A 12,436-nucleotide genomic window follows, 5' to 3' on the forward strand; every position below is an offset into this window, starting at 1 on the left:
TATATTCAGCAATGCATCATGATAGAACATTTAACGAAAACAACAGCAACATGAAGAGGAGCGCCCCTGAAACTATCCAACGCTCTCTCGATCGGAATTACGGAAGTACAACCTTGACGAATTTTACACCCTTAGGGAGATAACCTGTAAGTGTTGATATTTCTTTGACTCACAATGGTAATTCGGAAAGACATACGATTAAACGCGCGCGGATATCCGATGGCGGTGCCATAGCCAGCGACGAATGATATAAGGGGGGATGATCGTAGAAACTGCTCTTATCGGGACAATCAGCTATTTCGTCGGTGCAGCGGCATTCCTGATTCTCGCGCTCTTGCTGGCCGTCAACTATGAACGGCGTCTGCAGGGCAGCCTGTTGATCCTCGCCTGCTTCGTGACCTCGCTTTGGCTCGCCCTCGCGACTTACGAGAACTGGAGCGGTTCCAGCCTGACAGCCATGATCGAAGCCTTTGAAAACCTTCGATCCGTCTGCTGGCTCGCCTTTCTATGGAGTGTCCTCCAGAGCGGCACGACCGACACCAAGCATGGTCTGGGGCGCTACATCGTCTCTATCTTCATCGCGTTCTCGATCGTGTTGCTCGGTTATGAGCTTTACCAGCCCCTGTCTTGGGAAGCCGGTTTCACTGTCCGGTGCCTGCTGCGGCTGATTCTCGTGATCGCCGGTTTGATGCTGATCGAGACACTGTTCCGCAATACCAGCGAGGATGACCGCTGGAAGATCAAATTTCTCTGCATAGGGATCGGCGGACTCTTCGCCTATGACCTGTTTTTCTATGCGGATGCCCTCCTGTTCGGTGAAGTAAATCCGGGCTTTCAGCAGGCGCGCGGTGCCGTGCAGGCCATGGTCGTGCCGTTGTTGGCTGTCTCATCGCGCCGCAACGAAATGTGGCGCACCAACATTACCGTCTCGCGAAAAATCGCCTTTTACTCCACAACCCTGACGACGAGCGGCATCTACATCATCATCATGGCGGGGGTCGGCTTTCTCCTCCAACAATTTGAGGGTGCCTGGGGCACCGTCATTCAAGCCACTTTTTTCTTTGGGGCCATTATCGTCCTCGCCGTCCTGCTGATCTCGGGGACCGTCAGAGCGCATATCAAGGTCCTGATCGGTAAGCACTTTTACGCCTATCGCTACGATTACCGCGAAGAATGGCTGCGCTTCACAAGGACCGTTTCCGAATCTCAGGAAACGGAGGAACTGGGCGTCCGCGTCATCCAGGCCATTGCGGATATCGTGGAAAGCCCCGGTGGTGCGCTCTGGCTGCGCCAGGACGACCGTTACGTCGTTTTCGCCGCCTGGAACATGGCGGTGTCGAGTCTGCGGGCTGATCAAACGGCGTCAATGGTCCGTTTTCTGGAAGAACGCCAGTGGCTGATCGATATTGTCGAAGCAAACAAGGATCCGGAGAAGTACGGCAATCTGGTTTTGCCCGATGAACTGAACCAGCTGAAGAATGCCTGGATCATCGTGCCCCTAACGCACCATGCAGCCTTTATCGGCTTTCTGCTGCTTGCCCGCCCGCGTGCCGTGCGTTCACTGGGTTGGGAAGATTACGATCTGCTGAAGACGACGGGACGGCAGGCCGCAAGCTACCTGGCCGAGCAAAAGAACGCGGTGGCGCTGGCCGAATCGCGGGAGTTCGCCAAGTTCAACCGGCGATTTGCGTTCGTGATCCATGACATCAAGAACCTCGTAAGCCAGTTGGAACTTCTTTCTAAAAACATGGAAAAGCACGGTCACAACGAGCAGTTCCGCGAGGATATGACCGATACGCTCAATGATGCCGTCTCGAAGATGCGGCGCCTTATGGACCGGCTCGGCAACGATCAACCGACCGCCAAAGCCAGTAACTTTGTCGAAATCCGGCCTTTGTTGGAGAAATTAACTCGAATTAAACAAAGCGATTCCATAGATTTATCTATCGATTGGGGCAATGTCGACGTCACGGTCGCCGCGGATCAGGATCGCCTGAGCGCAATCATCAACCATCTACTGCAGAACGCGATCGATGCAGTCGAATCCGGAGGCTGGGTGAAGATCAGCCTCGATCGTAAAGGCGATACGGTCTTGATCGAGGTCGCCGACAACGGGCCCGGCATGGATAGGGAATTCGTCCGGAATGAGCTCTTCACGCCGTTCCGCTCCACAAAGTCGCGGGGCATGGGTATCGGCGCGTACCAGTGCCGCGAGTACGCGAGGGAACTTGGAGGAGATCTTGAAGTCATCAGTAATCCCGGTTCGGGAACCACGATGCGGATCGTGCTTCCCATCGTCGACAGTACGGTCGTAAACGATGGCACGGGGCTGGGTAGCGTATCGCCGGCCATACCTGTCACACGCTGAGGCCTTTGAATAACCCTGTAGCAATAGTGGTATAGAGATCTGTTATGAGCGAACCGACTCAAAAGCTTTTGGTTGTTGAAGACGATGATGGATTGCGGCGGCAACTCCGTTGGGCCTTTGACAATTGTGAAGTGGTTCTTGCCGGCGATCGCGAATCGGCTGCTGCAGCCGTGAAGGAACACCGGCCGCCGGTCGCTCTGATCGACTTAGGATTACCGCCGGACCCGGACGGTCCGACCGAAGGCCTTGCGACACTTCAGGAAATCCTTTCGATTGCGCCGGATACGAAGGTCGTCATGATGTCGGGTCAGACCGAGCGTGAATATGCGGTTCAGGCCGTCGCGCTGGGTGCTTACGACTTTTATCAGAAGCCGATTGAAATCGACGTCGTCAACCTGACCATTCAACGCGCCTACAATTTGCATGCGCTCGAAAGCGAGAACCGGCGGCTTTCGCAGTCAAAAGCCGGTGCGGTGCTGCCGGGCGTAACCACGACAAACGCCGAGATGATCAGGATTTGTGGCGAGGTCAAGCGCTTCGCCAGCGCCAACGTCGCGGTTGTGCTGATCGGCGAAAGCGGCACCGGTAAGGAACTGCTGGCCCGTGCGACCCATGAGCTGAGCGAGAAGGCCAAAGGCCCTTATGTGGCCATCAACTGTGCCGCCATCCCCGAGCACCTGTTGGAAAGCGAGCTTTTCGGTCACGAAAAGGGTGCCTTTACCGGCGCGGTAAAGACGACGGTCGGTAAGGTCGAAGTTGCCAACGGCGGCACTCTGTTCCTGGATGAAATCGGCGACCTACCGATGTCACTTCAAGCCAAGCTATTGCGATTCCTACAGGAACGCGTCATCGAGCGAATTGGTGGCCATAAGCAGATTCCCGTCGACATCCGGCTGGTCTCGGCCACAAATAAGGACCTGCTCAAGCTGACGGAAACCAATGAGTTCCGCGAAGATCTCTATTATCGGCTCAGCGAGGCGGTCATCAAGATTCCACCGCTCCGCGAGCGCCCAGACGACGCCGTCGTGATCGCGCATCAGCTGCTCAATAGCTTTGCCGAGGAACAGGGCCGCAACATCACGGCTTTCACCGCCGACGCTCTCGCATCAATTTCCAGCTATGAATGGCCCGGCAACGTCCGCGAACTGCAAAACCGGGTCAAGCGTGCGGTGGCGGCAGCGACCGGTACCAAGATCACCGTCGTGGATCTGGACCTGCCGAACTACGAGCAGCCGGCTCCCAGCGGCACCTTGCGGGAGTATCGAGAGCAGGCTGAACGCACCGCGCTGACCAGGGCGATGGTTGAAGCCCAAGGCAACATATCAAAGGTGGCCAAACTGCTCGACGTCAGCCGTCCAACCGTTTACGACCTGATGCGCCAGCACAATATGAAGGTCTGATCAGGGCACGCTGATGCCGATGACCTTAGATCAAACCGATCGAGGCCGTGATTCAGTCTCATTTTCGTGCAGTTGAGCGGCGACTCGAATTCTTGTTTATCAAATCGGGGGCGGTCGCCCTCAAACACAGCAAATCATCGTGATTTCAACGCTTTCCTAACCTTCTTGTGGTGATCTTTCCCCCTGTTTGAGGCGGACGGATTGACCAGCGCAATGGGGAAAACACGGACCTGGCGGTTCTTTGAGGCTGTCACGGCCTATCCAAAGACCATTCTTGCGGTCGTAGCGATCATCACGATCGCGACGGCGAGCTTTCTGCCACGCCTGACCAAGGACACCAGTGCAGACGCCTTCATGCCGGCCGGCCATCCGGCTGTGGTCTTCCGCGACAAGGTCAAGGGAACCTTCGGTTTGAAGGATCCTTTGGTGGTCGCAGTTGTCAACAACGGTCCCCAGGGCGTCTTCAATCCGGAAAGCCTGAAGCTGATCAAATGGCTCACGGACCGGATTACGGAACTGCCCGGGATCGACGCCGACCGCGTCACGAGCCTGGCCAGCGAAAAGAACATTATCGGCGTTCCCGAAGGCCTGCAGGTCGAACCCTTCTTCACCGACCCACCGCAAACACAGGAAGAATCCGATGCCGTCCGCGATGCAGTGGCGGCTTTTCCGCTCTACAACGGTAATCTCATCGGTCAGGACGGCAAGGCAACCCTGATTGCAGCTGAACTGCTGGATGAGGAACAGTCTCAAGAAGCTTATCGACAACTGCGTGCCTTGGTGGAAACGGCACCACGCAGCAACGGCGAGGAAATTCACGTCGCCGGCCAGGGCGGCGTGATGGGCTATCTCGGTCAATACGTCGACACGGACGCGCAGCGGCTGAGCCCGTTGGCAGCGGTGATCGTGGTCTTTATCCTGTTCCTCTGCTACCGGAATTTACGTGGCGTTCTGCTGCCCTTGCTGGTCGTAGGCGCGACTCTGGCCGTTGCGATGGGTGCCATGGCAGCCGCCGGAAAACCGATCTACACCATCACCAATGCTCTGCCGGTGGTCCTGATCGGCATCGCCGTCGCCGATTCAATCCACATTCTGGGCCAATACTACGACGAACTCATGCTCCGGCCGAAAGCCTCGGCCCGCGAGCTGGCGGTGCGCACCATGATGGCCATGTGGCGTCCGGTCACCATCACCTCCCTGACAACGATAGCCGGCTTCATGGGCATCTACGTCTCTTCGGCGATGCCGCCGATGGAAGACTTCGGTCTCTTCGCCACCCTGGGCATCGCAACCGCGATGATTCTGTCGTTGGTAGCAGTTCCCGCCGGCCTGACGCTCGTGAAACCGCGCATGTCGCCCGCTCTCAGGGCAGCCCGCCAGGCCAGTGATGCGCTGGGCGCAGCGCAGTCGGAAGCCTCAAGCCAAAGCCGGGGGGAGCTCTTCGGCCGGCAAATTGGACGCGCGGTGGCGCATAACCCCAAAACGGTACTCGCAATCGGTCTGCTGGTGATCGGCGCCGGCTTGCTTGGTTTGACACAGCTGCGCGCCGACGAAGCGCCGATCGACAACTTTCAGACCGACGAACCGATTGCCGTCGCAGATCGGGTGATCAACGATTTGATGAACGGCACAACGACCCTGGACGTCGTAATCGAAACGCAGGAGGCGGAAGCGCTTTTCGATCCGGAGCGGTTGCGGCGGATCGAAGCCTTACAGCGCTTCATAGAGGGCCTGCCATCCGTGAAGTCGACGGTTTCCATCGCCGATTATCTGAAACAGATGAACCAGGCGCTGTTCGACAATCAGGCCGATGCCTACGAACTGCCTGAAACAGCAGACCAGGTCGCGCAATACTTCCTGCTCTATTCCATGAGCGGCGACCCGACCGATTTCGAAGAGGAAGTCGATTACGACTACCGCCTTGCCAATGTTCGGGTGACCATGAACAGCGGACTCTATAGCGCTGAGACCGAGGTGATCGCCGCACTTGAAGACTACCTGGCGGCTGAATTCAACAGCGCAGACATGACGGCACGCCTCTCAGGACACGTCACGGTTCACTATAACTGGATGAACCAATTGCTGAGCGGACACCTAACCAGCGTGCTGATTTCCCTGCTCGCGGTCTGGGTGATGTCGTCACTGACCTTCCGCTCCATCATCGCCGGCAGCCTGACCCTGATGCCGGTGGCTATTTCCGTATTTCTGGTTTACGCGCTGATGGGGGCCGCCGGCATCCGCCTCGCGATCGGCACCTCCATGTCGGCGGCGATTGCCATCGGCATCGGCGTCGACTTCGCCGTCCATTCCCTGGATCGGCTGATCCTGCTGGCGGGCGACCGGGCCAGAAGCCTGGACGAGGCCATAGAAGACCTCTTTCCGACAACCGGACGGGCACTGTTGTTCAACTTTCTGACCGTGTTCTTCGGTTTCGGGGTTCTGATCTCCAGCCAGGTCCCCGGACTGATTCGCTTCGGAAGCCTCGTGGCGGTTGCGGTCTCGGCCAGCTTCATCGCAAGCATGACCGTCCTCCCCGCCCTGGTGAAGCTTCTGCCGCCTGCCTTTTTGACCGAACAGTTTCGGATCGCACAGGCCTCCCGTGAAATCTCGGTCCGATGGGAGCGGCTGGGCATCAGCGGCACGCCCGATCGTGCTTGAGAACCCGATCGCGCTTGAGAAAAGGAACGCTCCAACATGAAAATGCTCTCTCGCTGTCCGCAAACACTGACCGCTTGTGTCACCGCCCTTCTGCTTACCGGCGCTGCAATGACCCCGGCCTGGGCCGCAACTTCTTCCAAGTCTCCTGATGACCGGGCGATCCAGGCTGCCCCGGTCGAACAGCCGGTAACGCCTCAGCCAGCCACTTCGGCAGACGGGACGCAAAGCCTACCGAGCGGGGATGAGATCGCCCGGCGCATCAACGCGCGCGACGACGGTGTCTCGGTGGTCCGGAGCATGACGATGGAATTGCTCGACAAGCGCGGCAAAAAGCGGACCCGAAAAACCCGGTCCTTCCGGAAGTACTTTGAGACTGAAAAGCGAATTGCGATCTTCTTTCAGAAACCCAGGAACGTCCGCGACACAGCCTTTCTGACCTTTGATTATCTGGAAGACGGCGAAGAGGACGCGCAGTGGCTCTACCTGCCGGCGCTTCGCCGGGTCCGCCGCATTTCCGGTTCCGACCGGGGCGACTACTTCATGGGCACCGACTTCACCTATGACGACATTCGCCAGGACACAAAGGTTTCCCGCAGCGATTATGTACGCACGACCTTGGGCATGGACGAGGTCGATGGCCGTGCCTGCTATATGGTCGAAGCCGTGCCCGCCAACGAAGATGTGGCCGAGCAACTCGGTTACAGCCGCACACTCAGCTGTGTGGACGCCGAGATCTGGATGGTCCTGAAATCTGAAATCTGGGACCTGCAGGGCAATGCGCTCAAAACCATCTACACACGCGAGATTCGTGAAGTGCAGGGCATCTGGACCGCCCATCGCCTGGAAGCCGAGAATCACAAGACCGGTCACAAGACGACCTTTATCATCAGCGAAGTCGATTATCTCGCCGACCTCGGCGACGACCTCTTCACCCGCAGCGCCCTGAAACGCGGTTTGTGAGGCGTTTGGCAACATGACCATGCAACTTCGGCAAACGGCAAGAACACAGATGAAGCCGCGTTCACGCAGCACGCTTCTAGGAACTGCTGCCTGGGGTTTCACCGCCATTCTAAGCCTGTCGGCGCCATCAGGTCCCGCCATGGCCGAGGATGACGGATTGGGCGGCTATCTTGCCGACACGATCGAAGATGCTGTTACCTTCACGGCCACGCTACAGCATGAATCGGCGCTGGATATCGATGATGGCAATGGACAAAAGGTTGAGACGACCTTTCAGCCTGAACTTGAAATCGAATTGCCCGAGGGTTTCAATCTGACGGCAATCGGACGGGTTCGCTGGGACACCCGCGACCGGCTCGAGCCGGGCAGCCCCACACAGGACACGACCGCCACGATCTCGCGCCGCTGGCTTGCGAATGACGATCTCGATTTCGAATTGCGCGAACTCTACCTGGATGCACCGACCGATTTCGCGCACTTCCGTATTGGCAAGCAACAGACGGTTTGGGGCCAATCAGATGGCTTGAAAGTCCTTGATGTGGTCAATCCGCAGGACTTCAGAGAGTTCATCCTGGACGACTTCGAAGATTCGCGTATTCCGCTCTGGACGATCGCCGCCGAAGTTCCGATCGACGACTTCACCGCAGAATTCCTGTGGATCCCGGATCAAACCTACAACGATCTGCCCGAAGCCGGCGCCCTCTATGCCCTGACGGCGCCGAGGTTCGTGCCCGAGGCCGTTCCGGGCTTCACCGTGGTCCAGCGCGAACCGGATCGGCCCGACGACGTTATTGCAGATTCCGATGCCGGCGCACGGTTGCTCGGGATGCTCGACGGCTGGGACCTCAGTCTGAATTACCTCTACCACTATGACGACAATCCGGTGCTGCGCCGCCAGGTACAGGGTTCCGTTGTCACGATCACACCGGAGTACGAGCGGACGCATCTTCTCGGCGGAACCTTCAGTAATTCCTTCGGCGATTTCGTTGTCCGTGGTGAGCTCGGATACTCATTTGACCGCTTTTTCCTGACCGAGGATCTTTCAGACAGTGACGGTGTCGGCGAAAGCGACAATGTTTCGTCCGTCATCGGGCTCGACTGGTATGGGCTGGACGACACGTTGGTCAGCGCACAGGTGTTCGGCGATTATCTGACGGACGATATCGACGGTTTGCTCCGCGACCGGTTCGAATCGACCACCAGTCTGCTGGTACGCCGCAGCTTCCTCGACGAGGATCTTGAAGCCGAAGTGATCTGGTTGCAGTCCTTGAACAGCGGAGACGGGCTTGTCCGGCCGAAGATCACCTACAGGCTCGACGACAACTTCAAGATCTGGGCGGGCGCCGATATCTTCTTTGGCACATCGGACGGAGTGTTCGGTCAGTTCGACGACAATGACCGCGTCCTCTTCGGTGTTCAATTCAGCTTCTAGATCGGATCATGTTTGTCGGAACCACCTTGTGGTTTCGTCAAAGCATGTGAATCCACCCTATCTCACGTGGTTAGAGCAGCGTCACTTTCATGAGAGAAGTGATCGGAACCTGTGTCGACCTTCCAATTAGGAGGGTGAGGCCGCCTTACGCTTTTTCAGCGTTTCAGGAAAAGATTGTCGGTCTTAGGCCGGGCAGACCCGAAGGGGCAGTCAGACAGGGACGTCAGCTGTCGCCCGATGCCGCCTTGGGCAGAAGCTGGCCGTCATCGGTACCGACCTCCCAGAACTCCCGCCGGGCCTCGCGCGAGGTTTTCAGCAGCGTTTCCAGTGCGGCATAGCAGGGCTGGCGGCGGCCGTGATAATTCACGACCGGTCCGATCGGCTCGAACTCCAGGCCGAAACGGTGAAGCAGACGAATCAGAGCGGGCTCCATCACAGCACAAACATGGGTGATGTCATGCTCTATGCACATCCGTAAGACGCTTTTCATAAGGCCCAACGTGATATGCGGAAGAACACGGCGCTCGAGCTTTTTGCGTTCTACCGGGCTATCTTCACTCTTCGCCCAATTGACATCTGCATAGCGTTCCTCGCCTGCACGACGCCGAAACTCACGGGAGATGGCGTAGCGGGAGATTTCGGCGGTCGTCTCCTCGGGAAAGGGGATCCGTTCGGTCTGCCAGACATCCTGGATCGGAAGCCGATAGGCGGAAGCCTTAGCAGGCAGGATCAAGCGCACGGCACCCATGGTGGTCTGGGTAGGGCGATGGATCAGCAGGCTGTGTACGGAGTGTGGATCGTATTCATCCATCTCCATTTCATTGGGATTGCCTGCGGGGTCCTCAAAGGGGTTCTCGACGCAGTACACCTGGTACCGGAGGCGATGCGCCTGCTCGATCTCTTCCGCCGTAATCGCCGGCTTGGTCTCGAACCAGTGCTTGAAAAGCTCTGCTAGGCGGGCGTTCTCAGAAGGCGCCGCGGGCAGACCGGACACAGACATTTGACTCGGTGTCGCAAGTGTCTGCGATTGAACAACGGCCATTGAGCACTCCTGAACGGAACCTTAATACAGTCGAGCACCTTAGGCTTTACCTCTTAAATTATCGTAAATACGAAAATTGTTCATTCTTATACTTTAGTAATTTAGTTGCAATTTTAGAGAAGTTATCAAATACAATCTGAAGTAATATTCTTATCTTGAGTTCTTATTCAGCTTGATTTCTATCATATTGCGCTCACCGGAAGTAGTCTGCGGTGAACAAGTGTTCAATTACTATTTAGTGTGCGACTTTGTCACCAAAGCCTCGATCCTCTTGGCGTTATTCTCCCAGGTCAGGGCCTTTTCGGTGATGGCAGTACGTGCGGCCTTGCCGATACGTTCGCGCAAATCATGGTCGCTGCATACGCGCTCAATGGCTTCCCGAAACCCGGTCTCGGTTTCCGGGTCGAAAAGCAGGGAATCGGCACCATCGGTCAGTATCTCTTTGATGTTGCGCATATCCGGCGCAACGATCGCCCGGCCAAGGGCCATGTATTCGAAGAGCTTCAAGGGAGAGGCATAACTGGTGACGGCGGGCTGAAGCGCGACATCGAAGGCCGCAATGTATTGAGCGACCTCGTCACGGCCGATTACGCCGGTAAAGGTGACCTGATCGGAAACGCCGAGCGACTTGGCTTGAGCCTCGAGTGCTTCGCGCGCCGGGCCGTCACCGACGACCAGGAGATGAAGCTGGGCGCCACTGCGATCCTCGGCCAGAAGATCAACCACATGATTTAGTCCATGCCACTCACGGACAAAGCCGGTAAAGCCCAGAACCAGGCTTTCCGTAAGCTGCATACGCTGCCGCACGGCTTGCGTATCGATATCGCTCAGAAAGCGGTCTTGATTGATTCCGTTGGGAATGACCTGAATCCGCTCCTCCGGGACTCCGGCACGGCGCAGATGATCAGCCAGCACGTCGGTCACCGGAAGCACATAGTCCGCTTCTCGCCAAGCCGTCTCCTCTGTCCAGCGGGCGAGCCCCTTGAGGGCAACATTCCCAAAGCGGCTGCGTTCCTCGAACAGCGGCGCATTGACCTCAAGCAACATGGGCAATTTATAACGGCGCTTCAGCCAGACACCGGACAGCAGGAAAAGATTGCTCCGCTCGTAAAGCACATCAGGCTGATGCTCAAGAAATGCCTTCCGGAGCCGGCGATAAGCGACCAGGGAATAGGCGAATTCCATCAGTTCGTAAACGGCCTGAGGCAGATGGCGCTTTAAAGCAGCCACAAGGCCGTTTTCCTCGCCGAATTCCTGTTTTTCGCTGCCGCCGGGCGCGACCTTGACGATCTCGTGTCCCAAGGCGGAAAGCGCGGTCATCAATTCCTCGATATGGACCGCTTGCCCGTCTGTCGAACCGGTTCGGTGATGATAGAGTATCTTCATCTTCAACCCCGCCGTTCGAGAATGGACTGAAACAGGTCGTACTGCCCCTGAGACGTCGCCTGCCAGCTAAACAACTCCGCATGCGCCCGGGTCGCCTCGCGGGCCGGCGGGTTCTTTAAGACGGAAAGGACGGTACCTGCGATCGAATCCGGCGTCCGCTCGTGTATCAGTGCTCCAGCCGCAGCCGTAGTGATGACCTCGGGCGCCCCCCAGACGTTCGTCGCGGCCGCCGGTGTTCCGCTGGCCATGGTCTCCAGAAGCACGTTGGCCCAGCCTTCCCGGCTGGAAGCCAGAACCAGAACGTCGGCAGCGCTGTAGAGCTGCGACATTTCCTGGTGCGGAATGGCCCCGAGAAATCTTACACGGTCCGCCAGACCGAGTGACTTCGCCAGATCGCGCAACGCCGCATCCTCCGGGCCGATGCCCGCGATCAGCAAGGTTGCATCCGGGATCTGCGGCAAGGCCTCGATGATCAGGTTGTGGCCTTTACGCTCGATCAGGTGGCCGACCGACAGCAATACGGTGCCATCGACCGAGAATTTCTGCTTGGCCGCTTCCCGGTCCTGCGGCTGAAAAAGTTCGAGATCGACACCATTGCGCAGCACCTCGACCCGCTGACCGTCGATCCCCATTTTCACCAATTCGTCCTTGAGCGCCTGACAAACGGTGATCAGGCCATCGGCCTGTTCCGCCGCCTCGATGATCAGCCGCCGGGGTGTCGGGTAGTTGGGGATCAGATTGAGGTCGGTCCCGCGCGCGGTAATGGTGAAGGGCTTGTTCACGGCTTTCGCGATATAAGCCGCGGCAACCCCATCGGGGTAAAAATAGTGCGCATCGATCAGATCGAAATCCGGCTCCTCACGCAGCAGCCGCGCAACCAAAGGCCTGACCGCTCGATACATCAGCGAAGGCGTCAGATTCATGCCGATCTTGGGAATGAGCGGATAGCGCGGGTAGGTGACATCCAGCCCGAAACGGCGATCGCTCTTGGGAACCTTCGCAAAAGTGGCGTAGTCGCCGAAGACGGAGGCCGAGGAAGGAAACCACGGCACCGGTGCAATCACCTTCGCAGATACGTCCGTATGATCGATCAGATGCCGGAGGCGGTTCTCGACAAAGACGCCGTGATGCGGCTGCGCCTTGTTGGGGAAGAGCGTCGAAAAGGTCAGGATCTTCATTTCGGCATCCCC

The 12,436-nt window shown here is 57.6% G+C and carries 8 protein-coding genes; 5 read left to right on the forward strand and 3 right to left on the reverse strand.

The features are described from left to right. Positions 1 to 259: 259 nt before the first annotated feature. The 5 genes from prsK to QMZ18_RS01755 all read left to right on the forward strand — a co-directional run bounded on the left by prsK (position 260) and on the right by QMZ18_RS01755 (position 8,818). The gene (gene prsK / locus QMZ18_RS01735) at positions 260 to 2,368 is read left to right on the forward strand and encodes an XrtA/PEP-CTERM system histidine kinase PrsK (RefSeq protein ID WP_282604501.1); all 2,109 of its coding nucleotides are present in this window, start codon (positions 260 to 262) and stop codon (positions 2,366 to 2,368) included. Positions 2,369 to 2,412: 44 nt separating this feature from the next. Continuing rightward, the gene (gene prsR / locus QMZ18_RS01740) at positions 2,413 to 3,768 is read left to right on the forward strand and encodes a PEP-CTERM-box response regulator transcription factor (RefSeq protein ID WP_282604502.1); all 1,356 of its coding nucleotides are present in this window, start codon (positions 2,413 to 2,415) and stop codon (positions 3,766 to 3,768) included. A 213-nt stretch (positions 3,769 to 3,981) separates the two neighbouring features. After that, entirely contained in the window at positions 3,982 to 6,426 is a 2,445-nt protein-coding gene (locus QMZ18_RS01745; protein ID WP_282604503.1) for an RND family transporter, read from the forward strand. 36 nt (positions 6,427 to 6,462) lie between these two features. Continuing rightward, positions 6,463 to 7,386 carry an outer membrane lipoprotein-sorting protein gene (locus QMZ18_RS01750; protein ID WP_282604504.1) on the forward strand — a complete coding sequence of 308 codons (924 nt, stop codon included), beginning with the start codon at positions 6,463 to 6,465 and terminating at the stop codon, positions 7,384 to 7,386. Between the two features lie 13 nt (positions 7,387 to 7,399). Next, entirely contained in the window at positions 7,400 to 8,818 is a 1,419-nt protein-coding gene (locus tag QMZ18_RS01755; protein WP_282604505.1) for a DUF1302 family protein, read from the forward strand. A gap of 223 nt (positions 8,819 to 9,041) precedes the next feature. On the opposite strand, the gene QMZ18_RS01760 is transcribed toward QMZ18_RS01755, so the two are convergent. The 3 genes from QMZ18_RS01760 to QMZ18_RS01770 all read right to left on the reverse strand — a co-directional run bounded on the left by QMZ18_RS01760 (position 9,042) and on the right by QMZ18_RS01770 (position 12,424). Beyond that, positions 9,042 to 9,860 (reverse strand): PEP-CTERM/exosortase system-associated acyltransferase, encoded by an 819-nt coding sequence (locus QMZ18_RS01760; RefSeq protein ID WP_282604506.1) that lies wholly within the window; start codon positions 9,858 to 9,860, stop codon positions 9,042 to 9,044. 231 nt (positions 9,861 to 10,091) lie between these two features. Further along, positions 10,092 to 11,246, reverse strand: a complete 1,155-nt coding sequence (locus QMZ18_RS01765) for a glycosyltransferase family 4 protein (protein WP_282604507.1) — start codon at positions 11,244 to 11,246, stop codon at positions 10,092 to 10,094. A 2-nt stretch (positions 11,247 to 11,248) separates the two neighbouring features. After that, positions 11,249 to 12,424, reverse strand: a complete 1,176-nt coding sequence (locus tag QMZ18_RS01770; protein WP_282604508.1) for a glycosyltransferase family 4 protein — start codon at positions 12,422 to 12,424, stop codon at positions 11,249 to 11,251. Positions 12,425 to 12,436: the final 12 nt, after the last annotated feature.

Origin of the sequence: Pelagibius sp. Alg239-R121 (assembly GCF_947331435.1) — a bacterium.
Classification (GTDB): Bacteria; Pseudomonadota; Alphaproteobacteria; order Kiloniellales; family Kiloniellaceae; genus Denitrobaculum.